Annotated in this window: 17 protein-coding genes; 8 read left to right on the top strand and 9 right to left on the bottom strand. The window is 38.5% G+C overall.

The features are described 5' to 3' along the window. A complete protein-coding gene (locus LEP1GSC203_RS15590; protein ID WP_002975104.1) occupies window positions 1-633 on the top strand; it encodes a phosphoribosylanthranilate isomerase in 633 nt (210 codons plus the stop codon). Beyond that, window positions 617-3,139 (top strand): DNA mismatch repair protein MutS, encoded by a 2,523-nt coding sequence (gene mutS / locus LEP1GSC203_RS15595; protein WP_002975056.1) that lies wholly within the window; start codon window positions 617-619, stop codon window positions 3,137-3,139. The genes LEP1GSC203_RS15590 and mutS overlap by 17 nt, the downstream gene beginning before the upstream one ends. Here the strand turns inward: mutS and serB are convergent. The 7 genes from serB to bioD all read right to left on the bottom strand — a co-directional run bounded on the left by serB (window position 3,110) and on the right by bioD (window position 9,708). Further along, window positions 3,110-4,027: a phosphoserine phosphatase SerB gene (gene serB / locus LEP1GSC203_RS15600; protein ID WP_002975132.1), complete on the bottom strand. Its 918-nt coding sequence runs from the start codon at window positions 4,025-4,027 to the stop codon at window positions 3,110-3,112. The two genes, mutS and serB, sit on opposite strands and share 30 nt — an antisense overlap. A gap of 1 nt (window position 4,028) precedes the next feature. Next, entirely contained in the window at window positions 4,029-4,754 is a 726-nt protein-coding gene (locus LEP1GSC203_RS15605) for an SGNH/GDSL hydrolase family protein (RefSeq protein ID WP_002975143.1), read from the bottom strand. Window positions 4,755-4,773: 19 nt separating this feature from the next. Then, window positions 4,774-4,953 (bottom strand): hypothetical protein, encoded by a 180-nt coding sequence (locus tag LEP1GSC203_RS15610; protein WP_002975048.1) that lies wholly within the window; start codon window positions 4,951-4,953, stop codon window positions 4,774-4,776. A 24-nt stretch (window positions 4,954-4,977) separates the two neighbouring features. Then, on the bottom strand, window positions 4,978-6,492 hold the full coding sequence (locus LEP1GSC203_RS15615; RefSeq protein ID WP_039938243.1) for an MFS transporter: 1,515 nt from the start codon (window positions 6,490-6,492) through the stop codon (window positions 4,978-4,980). A gap of 92 nt (window positions 6,493-6,584) precedes the next feature. Further along, entirely contained in the window at window positions 6,585-7,640 is a 1,056-nt protein-coding gene (gene bioB, locus LEP1GSC203_RS15620) for a biotin synthase BioB (RefSeq protein WP_002975159.1), read from the bottom strand. A gap of 63 nt (window positions 7,641-7,703) precedes the next feature. After that, window positions 7,704-9,026, bottom strand: a complete 1,323-nt coding sequence (gene bioA, locus LEP1GSC203_RS15625; RefSeq protein WP_002975030.1) for an adenosylmethionine--8-amino-7-oxononanoate transaminase — start codon at window positions 9,024-9,026, stop codon at window positions 7,704-7,706. Then, window positions 9,016-9,708, bottom strand: coding sequence for a dethiobiotin synthase (bioD, locus tag LEP1GSC203_RS15630; protein WP_039938209.1), 693 nt, complete (start codon window positions 9,706-9,708; stop codon window positions 9,016-9,018). Before bioD ends, bioA begins: the two co-directional genes overlap by 11 nt. Before the next feature lie 59 nt (window positions 9,709-9,767). Between bioD and LEP1GSC203_RS15635 the strand changes: the two genes are divergently transcribed. Beyond that, window positions 9,768-10,289, top strand: coding sequence for a cyclic nucleotide-binding domain-containing protein (locus LEP1GSC203_RS15635; protein WP_002975024.1), 522 nt, complete (start codon window positions 9,768-9,770; stop codon window positions 10,287-10,289). Continuing rightward, window positions 10,286-11,344, top strand: a complete 1,059-nt coding sequence (locus tag LEP1GSC203_RS15640; protein ID WP_002975065.1) for an AI-2E family transporter — start codon at window positions 10,286-10,288, stop codon at window positions 11,342-11,344. Before LEP1GSC203_RS15635 ends, LEP1GSC203_RS15640 begins: the two co-directional genes overlap by 4 nt. A 37-nt stretch (window positions 11,345-11,381) precedes the next feature. Here LEP1GSC203_RS15640 and LEP1GSC203_RS15645 read toward each other — a convergent pair whose 3' ends face one another. Continuing rightward, complete coding sequence (locus tag LEP1GSC203_RS15645) at window positions 11,382-12,296, bottom strand: DMT family transporter (RefSeq protein WP_002975141.1); 915 nt, start codon at window positions 12,294-12,296, stop codon at window positions 11,382-11,384. 43 nt (window positions 12,297-12,339) lie between these two features. Here LEP1GSC203_RS15645 and LEP1GSC203_RS15650 point away from each other — a divergent pair, with 43 nt between their 5' ends. From LEP1GSC203_RS15650 to LEP1GSC203_RS15665, 4 genes are read left to right on the top strand one after another with little or no spacing between them, the layout of a single operon-like run. Next, window positions 12,340-13,551 carry a hypothetical protein gene (locus LEP1GSC203_RS15650; protein WP_002975025.1) on the top strand — a complete coding sequence of 404 codons (1,212 nt, stop codon included), beginning with the start codon at window positions 12,340-12,342 and terminating at the stop codon, window positions 13,549-13,551. Then, the gene (ung, locus tag LEP1GSC203_RS15655; RefSeq protein ID WP_002975051.1) at window positions 13,532-14,197 is read left to right on the top strand and encodes a uracil-DNA glycosylase; all 666 of its coding nucleotides are present in this window, start codon (window positions 13,532-13,534) and stop codon (window positions 14,195-14,197) included. The genes LEP1GSC203_RS15650 and ung overlap by 20 nt, the downstream gene beginning before the upstream one ends. After that, on the top strand, window positions 14,187-15,074 hold the full coding sequence (locus LEP1GSC203_RS15660; protein WP_002975107.1) for a DMT family transporter: 888 nt from the start codon (window positions 14,187-14,189) through the stop codon (window positions 15,072-15,074). The genes ung and LEP1GSC203_RS15660 overlap by 11 nt, the downstream gene beginning before the upstream one ends. Further along, on the top strand, window positions 15,071-15,367 hold the full coding sequence (locus tag LEP1GSC203_RS15665; RefSeq protein ID WP_002975068.1) for a 4a-hydroxytetrahydrobiopterin dehydratase: 297 nt from the start codon (window positions 15,071-15,073) through the stop codon (window positions 15,365-15,367). The genes LEP1GSC203_RS15660 and LEP1GSC203_RS15665 overlap by 4 nt, the downstream gene beginning before the upstream one ends. A 55-nt stretch (window positions 15,368-15,422) precedes the next feature. Here LEP1GSC203_RS15665 and LEP1GSC203_RS15670 read toward each other — a convergent pair whose 3' ends face one another. After that, complete coding sequence (locus LEP1GSC203_RS15670; protein ID WP_002975015.1) at window positions 15,423-16,325, bottom strand: porin OmpL1; 903 nt, start codon at window positions 16,323-16,325, stop codon at window positions 15,423-15,425. Between the last annotated feature and the right edge of the window lie 158 nt (window positions 16,326-16,483).

Genomic DNA, 16,483 nt, shown 5'->3' on the forward strand with positions numbered 1-16,483 from the left:
ATGGGAACCGGATACAAAATAAAAATCTGTGGAATCAAAGACCTGGCTACACTGGAACTTTGTGTAGATCTCCAGGTCGATCTTGTTGGCCTCAACTTCTCACCTCGTTCCCCCCGTGCCATTAACGAAGAAATAGCAGAGTTTCTACTCCAAATTAGAAAAGGACCTGGATTTCCCAAACTTGTATTTTTGTTCTTTGAAAACTCCGTACAAGAGATTCAAAACCTATCGGCACGTTTCCAACCTGACTTAATCCAACTCATTCGCGGAGATAAGTTTCTTACAAAAGACCTATGGGATCACCTGACGGAAAAAAAATCACTACTACCTGCCATTCGGATCCAAGAGAAAGTAGTTTCAGACGCAGACCTAGAACCAAAATCTGATTTAGTGATTTTAGATAGTTATCATAAAGATTTGGGTGGTGGGTCTGGACATAGTTTCCCTTGGGAGTATGTAACATCCGTAAAGCGACCATTTTTACTCGCCGGCGGCATCACTCCTGATAATGTCAAATCTGCTTTAGATACAGTTCGTCCCTTTGGGATTGATGTTGCAAGTGGTGTGGAAACCGATGGGAAAAAAGATCCTAATAAGATAAAAACACTGGTACAAAATGTCCGAACACTATGAAGCATTAAATACGCCTGTGATGCGTCAGTACATGGAAGTTAAGGAACAACATCCTGATGGAATTGTATTTTTTCGTATGGGTGATTTTTACGAAATGTTTTTAGAGGATGCAAAAATTGCCGCGCAAATTTTAGACATTACTCTCACCAAACGCCAAAACCAAATTCCAATGGCGGGGATTCCTTATCATGCCACAGAAAGTTATATATCCCGACTGATCGCTGCTGGGAAAAAAGTTGTGGTTTGTGAACAAACAAAACCGGACGATCCCAAAGCCAAAATCATGTCAAGGGAAGTGGTGAGAATCATCACCCCAGGCACTGTGGTAGAAGACAATTTACTCGGCGGATACCAAAACAATTATTTATCCTTGTATTATAAGGAAAAAACATCCGTATATCTAGCGTTTGCTGATGTTTCCACTTCAGAACTTTTATATTTCTTTTTTTCGGAAAACGAAACAGAACGTATCAATGATACCATCAAACGGTTTTCTCCAAAAGAAATCATCTTTACAGATGAAATTCCCCCTTTGGCCAAAGAATCCAAAATCATTTTATCAAAGATACCTCCTGACTATCTTCCCAAAAAAAAGGGAGCAGGAATTGATACAGTAGTCCATGTTTTAGATGCCTACCTTCAATACAACTATCGTAAACAAAACTTCGTTTTCCAAACTCCAAGACGAATTGATGAAAGCGAATATTTGGTTTTAGATGAACAAACAGTCTCCCATTTGGAACTTGTTGAAAATCCAAACGACAAAAACCATACGCTATTTGGAGTACTCAACCGTTGCATCACTGCCACTGGCAAACGGTATTTGAAACAAAGAATCCTTTTCCCAACTCGCGATGAAAATAAAATCAAAGCCCATTGGGATAAAATTGAAATCCTTTCGGCAAATAAAAAAGAAAGATTCCAAATCAAAGAATTGTTAGGTGATTTAATCGATTTAGAAAGAGTCCTCACTCGGTTTCGTGTTGGAAAAGCTCTCCCCAGGGATTTTCGTGGAATCGACAAAAGTTTAGAATCCACAGCCAATACCAAAAAAATTCTAGATGGGATAGGTTATGATTTTTCCAAACTACCCAAAGAACTAACAAATTTATCTCAATTATTTTCGGACACTCTCTATGAAGGGGAGTTGCCTGTGTTTCTCGGAAATTCTCCCTTTCTAAAATCTGGATTCAATCAAGAATACGATGATGCCATTCTTGCCAGAGAAAAAGGAAAGGATTGGATTTTGGAATTGGAGGAGAAGGAAAAAAAAGGTTCAGGTTTATCTTCCCTCAAAATTCGTTACAACAAAATACTTGGTTACTTTATTGAAATTTCTAAAGCACAAGCCAAAGAAGTGCCGGCACATTTTCTTAAAAAACAAACTTTGGTAACAGGAGAAAGATTCACTTCTCCAGAGTTAGAAGAATTAGAAAGAGCCATTTTACAAGCCGACGAAATCATAGAACGAATTGAAAAAGAAAAATTTGATGAATTAGTAGCACATTGCATTTCTCTTTACGAAGAATTCCTGACACTCTCCAACGAAGTAGCTTCTCTAGATTACCACCTTTCCCTGACTGAAACTAAAGAAGAATACCAATGGATAAGGCCAGAAATTCGAAGTGATGGAATCCTAGAATATTCCGAGTCTCGTCATCCTGTAGTAGAAACATTTTTACCCATAGGCGAACGTTTTGTACCCAATAGTTTGGAACTCAATCCCAAAGAAAACGCCATAGCAGTGTTAACTGGTCCCAATATGGCCGGTAAATCCACCTTTATGCGTCAAATTGCGATCAACCAAATCCTATTCCAGATGGGCTCTTATGTTCCGGCTAAAAAGGCCTCCCTTTCTGTTGTGGACAGAATCTTTACTCGAATAGGATCGGGAGACAACCTTACGAAAGGAGAATCTACTTTTTTTGTAGAGATGAAAGAGACAGCCACCATCCTGAATCAATTTTCGGAAAACAGTCTCATTCTATTTGATGAAGTGGGTAGAGGGACATCCACCTATGACGGATTGTCGATTGCCTGGGCGATATTAGAATTTTTAACAGTTAAATTTCCAAAACCAAAAACCATTTTTGCCACTCACTACCATGAACTTACCGAACTAGAAAAAGGAAATGGAATCTTTAATTTGTATTTAGATACTTTTGAAAAGGAAGGTGAAATCTTATTCCTTAAAAAAGTAAAACGTGGAAAATCAAAACAATCTTTTGGAATCTATGTAGCAAAACTAGCAGGGATTCCTCATTCCGTTTCGGATCGTGCAAAAGAAATTCTTTTAGGACTCGAATCCAAAAAAAGAGAAATTAAAATCAAAAACGAGGAACCTAGTTTGTTTGCAGGTCTTATGGATCACAATACATCCAGTATTTCACCTAACGAAGAAAAGGTTTTAAAAAGACTCAAACAAATTGATCCTAACAAAATCCCACCGCTGGAAGCTTTGTCAATTTTAGATGAATTAAAACGTATCCTCAAAGAGAAAGACTAACGCTGATAGATCGGTAAAATCAATCCAATTGATAATTTGATCTTTTAATCCAGATTTTGCGTGAATCCCAATACCAATTCCTGCCGCATTTAACATCAATGCGTCATTGGCACCGTCACCCACTGCCACCACTTGTTCGAGAGGAATGTTAAGATCCTTAGCATATTGTTTTAAATAGAATTCTTTTTTTTCTCTATTGATGATCTCACCAAAAATCTCGCCGGTAAATTTCCCATTCACTTCTTCTAATCCATTGGCACGATAAAAACTCACAGGATACTTTTCAGAGAATAATTGTAGTACAGGAGTAAAACCACCACTGAGAATTCCCAACTTCGATCCATTGCCTTTTACAAACTGAAATACCTTTTCCATACCTTCATTCAGCGTTAATAAATCATAAACTTCTTTGAAACTCTCTTTAGAAAGTCCACACAAGTGTTTTACTCTTAAACGTAGGGCTTCATCAAATCCCATCCCACCTTCCATGGCTTGTTTTGTGACCGTCGCTACGGCTTCATACACTCCATGTTTTCTTGCCAATTCATCAATGACCTCTTCTTTGATGACCGTGGAATCCATATCGAATACAAAAAGGGACTCTTTCTTTTTTGGTAACAATGAACGAACGAATATAAAATCGATTTTGTTTTCAGCCAATTGGTTACGAATTGTTACCACTTGGTCTCTCGTTAGCGATTCCTTTTGAAGAAGGCGAACACAGTGTAACCCAAAATTTTCTGCCCGTAATATTTGGGAATGGGAATCTGAGACTTCCTTTAGATTGTTAGTAGATTTGTTAGTAAAATCAGAATTTAGATTGGGGAAAGTTTTTGAAAGAAGTGAATCGGAAATAGGAGAACGAGAAATGAGTAACAGTGAATTCATTTTACTTTTGTAGATAGGGTCTTAGTTTTTTACCCCAAAGTTCATATCCTTTTTCATTAAAATGGAGACTGTCCCCATTGGGACGAATGAATTCTTCTCGAAGCGTGGGTGCATCTATTTTTCTCATACTGTCCCAAACTTCAATGTATTCCACATTGGTTGTAGTCCTCGCCACTTGGTTTAAGAACAAATTGAATACAGGAACAATTTGGTTTAGTTCCTTAACTCTCGTAGGGGGAACTGCGATAAGAAAAACCTTGGTATTTCTATTTTTTGAATGAATTTTTTGTATGATAGCAAGTAAGTTATTTTGCACCAAACTCAGACACTTTCCTTGGATAAAATCGTTCCCACCAATTTCGATCACAATTTTTTCTGGATGAAGGATAAGGATATCTTCTTCCATTCTTGTCAGGAGGGTTTCTGTCATGTCCCCACCTATCCCACGATTGGTGACCGATTGACCTGGAAACTCTTTTGCCATTAGGTCTGGTAAAAACAAATGCACCAAACTATCACCGGCAAAAACTGTATCCGTTCTTTTGATTCTTAAATTTTCTTCTGCGTATAACAGCCGTGTGGGGATCCAAGCTTTCTCTATATACTTTTTAAAGTTAGAGTCATCTCGCCAACCCGGCTCAGCAAAACATTGGAAACTGGTATCGAAATAATCACGTTTTGAGGAAGATCTACAATCGATTACACTCAAAACTAGGGCAAAAACCATGCCCCATCGGAGGAAGAATTTAGTCCTGTTCTTGCGGTTCATTCATTCGGAAGCGCTTTTGCCAATCTTTGATTTGGGCCTGCGCATATTCTTCCGTGTCACAAATCCGAAACTCGATCGGGTTATTTGTGGTTGTCTCGATGAGTTTGGCTTCGATATACCCGTTCTTTAACTTGGTTGTCTCAATGCGATATCTCATCTGAATAGCTCCAAAAACCAGGATTTAATTTCCACGTATCTTTGCAATCTCTTCTAAAGTTTCATCTTCCTTGTATTTTCCAAAGAGAAAGATGGCGAGTAGACAGAATGCAGAAGCCAGTGGACCAGTCAAGCGGACACCTAGTTCCCCGCCTGCTTCTACTTCTTCGACTTTACAAATGGTAGATTCCATACTTATTTTTGTCTCTCCCTTTAGATTTTTTTCTGATTCAGACTTCGGTTCCGACACAGAAGGTGCTATGATTCCCGTGACTGAAGGCGACACATTTTTCTTTGTTTCACGATCTAATCCAAGAAGAATGACAGAACTAAAAATAAGAACTGCCAGTGTTTGTCCCAACTTCTGCATAAAGGTTCTTCCTGCATAAAACAATCCTTCCCGTTTCGAACCTGTCTTTAATGAATCAAGTTCAGCAATATCAGCAAGGATAGCATTGGGTAATATACCAAGGATTGCGATGGGAACAGCTGCCACTGCAACGATCAAATAACCTTGAATATACGGTGGCAATGGCAATTCATCTTTTCCGATAAAATAGATAGAAAGAAACAATCCAAGAAAGACGTAGAAACCAAATAATACCGTTTTTTTCTTACCGATCTTCCTTGCGATCCAATTGACTACAGGATAAAAGGCAAAAGAAACGAGTAACATGACTGTGAGTAGTTGTGTGACAAATTCTCGTTCTAATTCCAAAAGAACGGTCACATAGTAAGAGATTCCTGTTGTAAGAATGGTGAGAGCGAGGAAATAACAAAGATCGGATAAAGCAAAGAATAGAAAATTCTTATTTTTGAATGTAAGGAAGATAGCTTCCTTGAAAGGAACACTGGATGCTTCTGATTCACAATAGGTTTTTTCATGGATCGTAAATACAGGAAAGTACATACAAATTGCGGCAAACACACAAAGAATTCCCAAGGCATATTGGCGAGAGACTAAGGTCTGAACAGAAAGATCCGCATCAAAAACAAAATTAGATTTTAATACATTGGCAATCATCGGTTCTGTGGATGCCACAATGATCCCCAAAGCATAAGTAACAGAGATATAAGTAGATAGGTTCAAACGTTCTTCTGGAGTATGACCGAGCTCAGGAATGAGTGCAAAAAAAGGAGTCACGTACACAGTTAAAAAAAGATAAAAAAGCAACATACATCCGGTCATCCAAACAAGGTTGGTAGAAGAGATAAAGTTGTGAGGGGGAACAAAAATTAACCAACAAAAGACGGCTGCCGGCAATCCACCTAAAAATAGAAAAGGAATGCGACGACCAAACCTAGAGGAAAACCGGTCTGAGGAATTAGCAATGATAGGATCTGTAAAAGCATCCCACAATCGGCCAAAAGCAGCAACCACTCCAATCGTAGAAAGACCCCAAAAGGCCATTTTTTCAATGAGGTCTGGAAAACATTCCTGACCAGGTTTCGGTGCTGGTGGGAGATAAAAGTAAACTTGATGAAGACCAATGATATTGATGAGAGTGGACCAACCTAATTGGCCGATCGCATAACTCATCTGCTTTCGAAAAGGTAAAGAAGGTTTTCGCATGTTTCTCACTAGAGGCGGTAAAGTAGGAGCATCATACCGCCAAAAGTAAAAAAGGCAAACTACTTTTTATGTTTATAGAGTTCTGGAAAATTTTTCTCGTCGTATAGGGACTGTGCCTCGTATTCATCCCATCCTTCTGGTACTCCTTCTGTAAATTCCGGTACCATAGAACAATCACGAATCAAGTTCATGGTTTGAACCATTTCACTACCCTTTACATTTAAGTATCCTTCAGCAAACAATGAATTGGCTACAAAGAGAGCCATGGATTGTAATGAACCCAAGTGACCTTCTCTTCCCGCACCAATTCGAATTTCTGAATCTGGATTGACCAATCGAAAGACGGACAACACACGAATACAAAATTCAGGAGTGAGCGACGACTTCTGAATGGCATGGCCTTTAATAGGAATAAAAAAGTTAACTGGAATGGAAATCACTCCCAGTCGTTTGAGTTCAAATGCCACTTGGACTAGGTCTTTCAGTTCTTCGCCCATACCTACAATGATTCCAGAACAAAGCCCTATATCGGCTTCTTTTGCCGCCTCTAGTGTAGTTAGTCGGTCTTTAAAAGTATGTGTCGAACAAATTTCATTGTATTTGGATTCGGATGTATTGAGGTTATGATTGTATCTATCAAGTCCTGCATCTTTCAGAACTCTTGCTTTTTTTGCGTCCAAAATTCCCGCAGACAAACAAACCTTCATCCCTAACTCGCCATTGATTTTGGAGATAGTTTCTGCTAGTTTATCCACAGCTTTGTCAGTCGGACCTCGGCCAGAAGTGACCATACAAAACCGATAAGCACCATTGTCCTTTGCACGTTTGGCATCTTCCCAAATTTCTTCAGGTGACTTTAAAGAATACTCTTGGATTCCCGAGTCTCCCCCCTTCCTTTGGGCGCAGTACCCACAATCTTCCGGGCAATAACCATTTTTGATATTATCTAATATATGAATGCGAACACGATTGGTAAAATAACGATGCCTTTCTTCTGATGCCCGAGCGACCACCGTAAGCAAGGGAGTTTTTCCTTCTAGGATTTCCAGGGCTTCCGTTTCCGTAATTAAGGAGGGAGCGGAAGATATTGTTTTTTCTTGGACTTCTGCAATCATGAGAACAGGTTTCGGGGTGCGCGAACCTGTGTAAACGAAGAAAATCTCTTCGTATATTTAGTCTCAATCTGATTCTGGAAAACTTAGGAGAGTGTATTCCAAAGCCAAAAAAATCTGATTTAGGGACTTTTCAGTGATGGTATAGGGAGGAGTGATATAAATTGTACGACCAAGGGGTCGTATTAAAACTCGAAATTCTTTCATTTTTTCACGGATCTTTTTTCCCACAGGGTTCAAATATTCATCTTCGGCGATGGTTTCTTTATATTCAAATGCAAAGATTCCTCCCATCACTCTCACATTTTCAATTCGTTTCCCCAAAGATTTTTGAAATGGTTCTACTTGTTTTTGTAATAAGTTTTCGAGTTGTTTGACTTGGCTTAGTCCCTTCTCTTTTAACAATTCCACTGACGCATAACCGACGCTACACGCTAGTGGATTTCCTGTCATTGTATGAGCATGAAAAAAAGCACGATACGGATCTTTCGATAAAAACTGTTTGTAAATAAATTCAGAGACAAGAGTGGCCCCGAGGGGCAACATTCCTCCCGTGAGTCCTTTTGCCATCACGAGGAGGTCTGGTTTTGTTTCTGCCTTTTGGTAAGCAAAGGCTTTGCCAAGTCGTCCCATTCCCGTAAAGACCTCATCAAAGATAAGAAGGGTTTGAGTTGTTGTTGCTAACTCTCTCAGTTTAATTAAAACCTTTTTATCATAAAACAACATTCCATTGGCGCCAAATACCAGTGGTTCAATGACAATCCCTGCGTATGGCTTCTGCTTGATTTCCAATTCTAAAGCATTCAAACATTCCGTAGAACAAACATCTGGTTTTTTTCCCCAAGGGCAATTCATACAATTAGGTGCAGGAAATTCTTTGGTAGGAAATCTTAATTCAGAAAATATTCGGTTGAAGTAATTTTTTCCCGAAACATTCATAGCCCCAATGCTATCCCCATGATAGGAATTGGAAAAAACAAGAAATTCTGACCTTGGTCTGAAGTCTGGATGGTTTTGGTAGTATTGGATGGAAAGTTTTAATGCTATTTCGATCGCATTGGATCCGTTATCGGAATAAAAAACTTTGTGAAAGTCAAAGTTCGTTAATTCTAATAAAGCTTTAGATAAGGATTCTGCTGCTTCATGGATATGACCCGCAAGCATGATATGATCGAGTTTCTCAATTTGTGTTTTTAAGGCAGCAACTAACTTGGGATGGCGGTGTCCAAAAATCATTGTCCACCAACTACTGATTGCATCAATCCAGGTATTTCCTTCGGAATCGGTAACAAACTCTCCTTCGGCTTTGACAATCGGAATGAGTAATTCACCTTCCTCTTGGATGGTTAAAGGAACCCAGGTATGTGTTTGAATCGGATTATAATTCATCATCGGGATTAAGTACAGTATCGATTACATTTCGATGGGTATCAAAATGTTCGTTTGCAAAAGTAATAAACCCAGTTGGGGGTAATTTTTGTTCAGGAAAATTGGTAACACCTAGACAGGGAGCACCACCTAACTTCTGTATTATCTCAGCATTATCAGATTGTAATTCATTTTTCGGACCAACTAAATAGAATCCAAGTACAGGAATAAAACGTGCCGTGAGTACGTCCAAGGTGAGTAATGTATGATTGATGGTTCCAAGCTCAGTCGATCCAATCACAACCACAGGCAAATTACTTTCTTGGATCCCTTTGATTGCCAGGTAATCCTCTGTCCAAGGGACAAAAACTCCACCGGCCCCTTCAATCAAAGTATTGGTTTTTCTTTCCTTGGTAATGAGACTAAGAAGAAATTTTGGATCTAAAATTTTGCCTTCCTGTTTGGAGGCATAATGCGGACTTGCAGGAGTCAAAAATTCATAAACTGGCTTTAGAAAGTGGGAATCGGATAAATCCACTGTTTTTTGGACTAATTCTGTATCGCTCATTCCAGAAAGTCCCGTTTGGATCGGTTTCCAGTAACGGAAGCCATAACTTTCTGCATACTTCGCCATAAATAGACAGGAAAAAAAAGTTTTCCCTATATCCGTTCCGGTTCCTGCAACGTAAAAAGCTTGGCCCATACGGATCAAGTTTTATCAATTCTTGGCCCCGTCTATCCGATTTATATAAGAGAGGCTCTATGCAACTTCCCCTTTGGAAATCCATTCTCAAACGTGACGAAAATCCGATAACGGAGATTTCACATTTTTTACGCGAAACTGCTATCTTCGAAGGTATGTCTCGCAGGACTTTACGTGAAGTCGCGAGGCTGATTCACAAACGTAAGTATTATGCTGGCGAAACCATTTTCTACCAAGGGCAAGCTGGAACCGGTGTGTATTTGATCTTACAAGGTAAGGTGGAAATTTTTTCCGAAAGAGAAGGAGTAACCTTAAAGCTCGCCGAACTAGAGAAAGGTGCTTTTTTTGGTGAACTTGCCCTCTTCCAGGATTTTCCAAGGTCTGCAACTGCAGTTGCCCTCGTAGATTCTATTCTACTCGGTTTTTTCCAACCAGAATTAAAAACTCTTTTAGAAACGAAACCAAGAGTTGGAAACGATCTTCTCCTCAGTTTTGCATCAATCATTGCAGATAGACTTCGCAAAACAAACGATACATTAGAAGCGGCTTACTTCAAAAGTAAAAAAAATAAAACCAAATGAATTTAAAAGAATTCAATCTATCATCTCTTATCTTAAGAAGTGCTTTTTTTGGTCTCATCGCACTAACTGTTTTGATTGGAGTTGTGGGAGTCAAATTTTTGGCCATCCCGCTACTTATTTCAGGAATCCATTTTTATATCTTCCATGGGATTGTGGATTATTTTGAATCAAGAGGAATTCATAGAGCCATTACAATCATTTTCATTTTTACAATTCTGATTGCTGGTGCTTATTGGTTTTTAGCTTTTTATTTACCCAACCTTTTCGAAAAAGCTCAGCCAATTGTTTCAGAATGGTCTATGAAGATGGATGATCCCAACTTTCAGTTGTTAGATTTCAATAAACTTCCCGTTGTTTCTCAAAATCCAGAGTTATGGAAAAAAATCATTCATCCAGAAGAAGTCGCAAAAATGGCCACAACCAATTTGGAGGAATTTCTGCGAAGTCTCGTTGTAATGATCCCAACATTTATTAGTTGGATGATTATCATTCCAATCATCAGTTTCTTTTTGTTATTAGATGCAAATTTAATTTATAAAACAGTAATCAGTTTTATTCCCAACAGATTTTTTGAAATGTTTCTGATGGTTTTTTATAGAATGAACCAACAGATAACAAGTTACTTAAAAAGTTTAGTGATTCAATGCGGGATTATGGCAATTGTTGCTTCCATTGGTTTTTATATCGTGGGAGTTAAATTTTTTATTCTTTTTGGAGTGTTTTTAGGAGTAGCCAATTCTATCCCTTATCTTGGCCCATTAGTAGGAGCCATTCCACCAATTCTATTTTCTATCCTCTTTCCCGAGATGTCACCGTCTATTGGTTCCATCGCCTCTGTCGTCGTTGTTGCTCAATTAGTGGATAATGCCATAGTGCAACCAGTGGTGATCGCTAACGCAGTTTCTCTCCATCCTTTGGCAATTTTAATTGGGATTGCTGTGGGAGGAAATTTCTTTGGTATTTTTGGGATGTTATTAGCCATTCCAGTATTATCTATTCTCAAAGTAACGATTGGAATTTTATACCACGCACTAAAAGAACACCAAATCATTTAATCGAATTTGAAGATGAAAGATTTGAGTGTTTTTTAGTTTATTCTTCTCGTTTGTTCCACTTACCCATTTCTGAAAATACAATTCCGAAAAGGGTAAGTCCGGAGCCAACGGCTCCTACCATTTCCAATCTCTCACCTAATACTAAATAAGCGAGAAAGAAAGAAAAAACAGGCTCCAAACTATAGAGTAGTCCCGCTCTTGCCGGTGGAACAGCTTTTTGGTATCTAGCTTGAATCTGAGTTGTGAATATCGTAGCAAAGATAGAAGTATATAAAATTCCGATCCAAAACTTCAAATCAAACTGAATGGAAATTTGTTGGTTTAAAAAAATAGATTCAACAGGAAATAAGGTAGTAGATACAATCGCAATCAGCAAAATCTCAAAAGAAACGAGAATCTGTGTAGGAATTTTTTTACTAAAAATATCAATAAGGATGATGTAAATAGCAAAGAAAAAAGCGCCTATCAATGTCAGTCCATCACCATAACCAAATCCAACTGTCTTAGTGATCTCTTCGTAAGACTTTCCATTTTGTGAAATCAAAAACAAACCAATCACTACAATCAAAACAGCAACCCAAGTGCGAAGTGATGGTAACTTTCGTTCGATAACTATTTGTAACAAAGGTACAAATATTACATAAGCACCGGTCATAAACCCCGACTGTGTCGCAGTGGTATACACAAGACCTATGGTTTGGAAAGCATATCCCAAAAGAGCAGAACATGCCACAAAGAAGGCTGGAAGAATGTAATCCCACCTTCGGTTTTCTTTTGAAAACAAAGTCTTACGGTAGAGGAGTAAGGTAATGATTCCAGCTAACCAAAATCGGACCGCTAAAAATAAGAAGGGAGGCACCGAATCGAGTGCAAGTTTGATGACCACAAAGGTTCCACCCCAAAGAATGGCCGCAATCACCAAAAAGAGTTCCGGAGTGAAGATCCTGGACATATGTGCCAATCTCAAAGGAAGAAAGGTCCAGAGCAAGGAAAAGATGAATAGGAAATTTAGAATCCGAAAACCACAGACCGGAACCACTCTCAGTTGGGAGATTTATTTTCCACCTGGTACAGCCACACAAGTGGGCGAAAGAATCAAAGAAATTTTGAGTTCGGTACCATTGCCAAACCAACCAGAACCAAGCGTTCGTATCTTTTCGGAAAAAATCAAATTAGAAAATACAAACTCTCACCAAATCACCTATCTTTTGTTTCATGGTCTCTTCTTGCGGGACATACGTTTGGTCATTGCAAGGACAAAGGATTGGGACAGTTCTGCCGAAGTAAGAGAAGAAGAATGGGACAGGATTTTAACAGAGGCTGTTTCCATTGCAAAACCCTTATTCAATGATCCTGAAGTAAAATTTTATGAAATTAAAGAGAACCTTCATATCAGTTACTTTGAAGATGAAATTACTGTTTCTCTTTCAATTCTTGGAGAGCCAGGTTACAAACGCGGGATTAAAGCAAACTTCCCTACCAGTGCTCCTGTTCCAGAAGACCTTAGCCAAATTCTTATCCAACAATGTTTTGAAATTTTTTTAGTTCCCAAAGAATCTGTATCTGCCTTATACATTCCCTTTGCCGGCACCTTGACATTTGCCACAGAATGGGCGTTACAATCCGAAAAAATCCCACTCCTATCTTTACCAAGAGAGTTTCTATTCAAACGAATGGTTTTGTTTCCCGATAAATCATTGGATCACTACAACAAGAAACTAAAACTTTCTTTGCCTTCCACTTCTTATTCCACTCCCATAGTCATCCAAGACACTGACCCCGCGTTAGAAAATTATTGGTTAGAGGAGTTCAAACGTTGGAGAAAAATAATACAAATAACCAATTGGGATCATAGCATTTCAGATTTTTTTAGAACTTTTCCTGTTTTGCCAGAAGCCGAAGAAGAAACTTCCCACTATTTTCTTCCACTAAACCCTCCCTATGGACTACGAAAAAATGAAAGAACTGAGTCAGAAGAAAAACTATATCAAAAAATTGGAAAACGATTAGAAGAACTTTTAAAACTCACCAAAAATAGTCCAAAGCTCATTGGATTTGTTCTTTGTCCTACTGAGGAAAAATGGAGTGATTGTATGCGAGAGTTAAGAAACTTTTCAAAAAAAACAATCCATGTCACTCATGGCGGAATCGACTTACGAGTATTATACTTTCATTCGGAGGGGAGAGTTGAAAGACGTACAAATTGAACCTGGATGGAAAGAAGTCCTACAATCGGAATTTGAAAAACCTTATTTTGCTAAATTACGAGAATGGGTAAAGGAAGAATACAAATCCAAAATCATTTACCCTCCCGCAAAATTAATCTTCAATGCCTTTGACTCTTGCCCTTTTGACAATGTAAAAGTAGTCATCCTCGGACAAGACCCTTACCATGGACCAGGACAAGCCCATGGCCTTTGTTTTTCTGTAAACGATGGAGTTCCGTTTCCCCCTTCACTACAAAATATCTTCAAAGAAATTGCCGATGATCTGCAAAAACCCATTCCAAAGTCGGGAAACTTAACCCATTTAGCAAACCAAGGAGTACTCCTTTTGAATGCGACTCTCACTGTTCAAAAGGACAAAGCAGGATCTCATCAAAACAAAGGTTGGGAAGAGTTTACCGATGCTGCTATTCGAATATTAGCAGAAAAAAAAACAAACATCGTATTTTTATTATGGGGATCCTTTGCCGGGAAAAAAGAAACACTAATTCCACCAAACAAACATTTGGTTTTAAAATCAGCACATCCATCCCCTCTTTCCGCTTACCGAGGATTTTTAGGAAACAAACATTTTTCAAAAACTAACGAATACTTAATTTCACAAGGAAAAGAACCCATTGACTGGTAACGAAAAAAAAGGGTATTTCTTTGTATTTTTGACAGGAGTATTTTTTGCTCTTGAAGTCATTGGATTTAAAGAAATTTTTCGAAACTACAATATAGAGCCAGAGATTGCTGCGCTCTTTGGAGTTGGATTTGCTTTTATCATTGTCACTCCCTACTTTCTAACCTCTAAAAGAAGAAGATCCAAGGTAATCATCACTGTCAGGCGAGATGGAATTGTTCTTACGTTGGGAACCATCTCCAATGCCTTTGGAATTGTTTTGTATTACTACGCTCTAAAACAAACTGATTTAGGACCAGCAGCGATCCTTATCAAAACTACTGTATTATATAATGTAATGCTCGGAGTTTTATTCCTTGGAGAAAGACTAAAGCAAATAGAAATTTTTGGTATCGCTATTGCGATTCTCGGAATTTATATGATCTCCACATTAGAAGGACAAATCAAAATTATATCTGCCTTTTGTATTTTACTCAGTGCCTTTCTATTTGCGATTCAAAGTTATATGATTAAAAAATATGTTCCCGAAATTTTAGGTCTAGAATATGCATACTTACGTCTTTTACTATTAAGTGTATTTTTCTTTCTTTATTCATTGTGGATCGGAAGTTTTCAAATTCCAGATATTTCTATCATTGTGATCCTTGGGTTATTTTCATTACTTGGATATTTTTTAGGAAGAGCATTCTACTTTGAAGCGCATAATTATCTGCCCATTAGTAAACTGAATGCAACACTTCTGATCGAACCTATATTTTTAATGTTTGTGGGAATTCTTTTTATGAAGGAACCTATTGACAGTCAAAAACTTGCTGGTGCAGGAATCATTCTCACTGGACTATATCTAATTGTATTTCACAGACAAAAGGCAAAACCATGAGAGAACTTCCAAAAATCCTCACTGATTTAGAAATCCAAAATTTACTTCAAACGGAAGATGATTGGAAACTAGAAACCAACGAAGGAATTTCTTTTTTTACTTTTTACAAAGAATTTAAAAACTTTAATGAGGCTTTTGTTTTCATCACAAAACTAGCATTAGTTTCAGAAAAATTAGACCACCACGCAGAAATTTGGAATGAATACAACAAGGTTCGTCTGAAACTGTTCACCCATGAAACAAACTCCCTTACAACAAAAGATAAAGATTGGATCACCCAAGTAATGGTATAAAAAAAGCCGGGGTTGGAATCCAACACCGGCTTTTGACTTATCAGTAAAGAACTGATTAAATCTCGATTTTGTAACCTACGCGGTAAGTTTGTCCACCGATAACCACTGGGTAAGCAACCCAAGGAGCAAGAGCAGAAGCTCCACCGATAGATTGAACTCCACCCACTCCCATTCCTGCGGAAAGGATAGTTTCGAGTTCAAAGAAAAGGTGACCTTTGTCAGTGATTTTTGTTTGCGCACCCACTAACCAGTTTAAGCCGATTCCGCTTGCGCCGAAACGAACGTTTTCTTTATGAATTCCTGGGTTTGGAGCATCACTAAGTAAAGATCCTCCTGGTCCAAGAAGTCCCGGAGCAAAAGTTTGAAGTCCTGGGTTGTTGATAGTTCCAGAAACTCCCCACCATCCTTGGAAGTAGTTCACACCAGCACCAACGTAAACAGCAGTGTCGTTAGCAGCGTTGTAAAGTTTGATACCTAGGTAAGTTGGAACAGTCCAAGCAGTGTAATGCCACTCTTGGTCTAACCATTTGTAACCCATAACTGTAGAAGAAGTATCACCACCAGCGATTTTGGTAGTGTAGTTTACGTTGATTCTCCAAAAAAGGCTATTGATTCCAAAGATCCCTTCTTTTTCATAACCTACGTTAACGTTACCACCCACCATTGCGCCATTAGTTTTTGCTCCAACAGCACCACCAGTAGTTCTCTTTAAGCTGATCAGAGTGTTTTCTGAATAAATTGCTTTTTGAAGGGAACCAGTAGGTTGACCTGTAGAGGATAACTGTGGGTTTCTTGAATCGAGACCATCTTTTGTAATGGTTCCACCGAGTTGAGCAAGGTCAAATTGTGCTCCAAGACCGATCATAAAATAAGAACGAGGACCAGATTGTGCGCTTAAGCTACCAGCTAAGCACAAAAGTAAGAACCCCATCATTCCAAAACGTAGAGATTTCAGCATGCGATGATTACTCCTTAGTGAGTTTTTCCTGAATTTTTTTTCGTACCTGTGGACAAACGAATGCAAGTGAGCAGTCGTTCATACCGACAATTGCAATGAAACTAGTCGTTCTTCTAGGATTTGTCAAATAAAATTGTTAAATCTAAACGAAAATTGTG

Source organism: Leptospira terpstrae serovar Hualin str. LT 11-33 = ATCC 700639, assembly GCF_000332495.1.
In the GTDB taxonomy this organism is placed as follows: domain Bacteria; phylum Spirochaetota; class Leptospiria; order Leptospirales; family Leptospiraceae; genus Leptospira_A; species Leptospira_A terpstrae.

Bases quoted from the DNA above. Each gene is read 5' to 3' on its own strand.
- bioA (WP_002975030.1), bottom strand. From the start codon at position 9,026: ATGAATTATAATCCGATTCAAACACATACCTGGGTTCCTTTAACCATC.
- bioD (WP_039938209.1), bottom strand. From the start codon at position 9,708: ATGGGCCAAGCTTTTTACGTTGCAGGAACCGGAACGGATATAGGGAAA.
- LEP1GSC203_RS15590 (WP_002975104.1), top strand. From the start codon at position 1: ATGGGAACCGGATACAAAATAAAAATCTGTGGAATCAAAGACCTGGCT.
- LEP1GSC203_RS15665 (WP_002975068.1), top strand. From the start codon at position 15,071: ATGAGAGAACTTCCAAAAATCCTCACTGATTTAGAAATCCAAAATTTA.
- LEP1GSC203_RS15635 (WP_002975024.1), top strand. From the start codon at position 9,768: ATGCAACTTCCCCTTTGGAAATCCATTCTCAAACGTGACGAAAATCCG.
- LEP1GSC203_RS15605 (WP_002975143.1), bottom strand. From the start codon at position 4,754: ATGGTTTTTGCCCTAGTTTTGAGTGTAATCGATTGTAGATCTTCCTCA.
- LEP1GSC203_RS15650 (WP_002975025.1), top strand. From the start codon at position 12,340: ATGAATAGGAAATTTAGAATCCGAAAACCACAGACCGGAACCACTCTC.
- LEP1GSC203_RS15645 (WP_002975141.1), bottom strand. From the start codon at position 12,296: ATGTCCAGGATCTTCACTCCGGAACTCTTTTTGGTGATTGCGGCCATT.
- serB (WP_002975132.1), bottom strand. From the start codon at position 4,027: ATGAATTCACTGTTACTCATTTCTCGTTCTCCTATTTCCGATTCACTT.
- LEP1GSC203_RS15610 (WP_002975048.1), bottom strand. From the start codon at position 4,953: ATGAGATATCGCATTGAGACAACCAAGTTAAAGAACGGGTATATCGAA.
- LEP1GSC203_RS15615 (WP_039938243.1), bottom strand. From the start codon at position 6,492: ATGAGTTATGCGATCGGCCAATTAGGTTGGTCCACTCTCATCAATATC.
- bioB (WP_002975159.1), bottom strand. From the start codon at position 7,640: ATGATTGCAGAAGTCCAAGAAAAAACAATATCTTCCGCTCCCTCCTTA.
- LEP1GSC203_RS15670 (WP_002975015.1), bottom strand. From the start codon at position 16,325: ATGCTGAAATCTCTACGTTTTGGAATGATGGGGTTCTTACTTTTGTGC.
- LEP1GSC203_RS15640 (WP_002975065.1), top strand. From the start codon at position 10,286: ATGAATTTAAAAGAATTCAATCTATCATCTCTTATCTTAAGAAGTGCT.
- mutS (WP_002975056.1), top strand. From the start codon at position 617: ATGTCCGAACACTATGAAGCATTAAATACGCCTGTGATGCGTCAGTAC.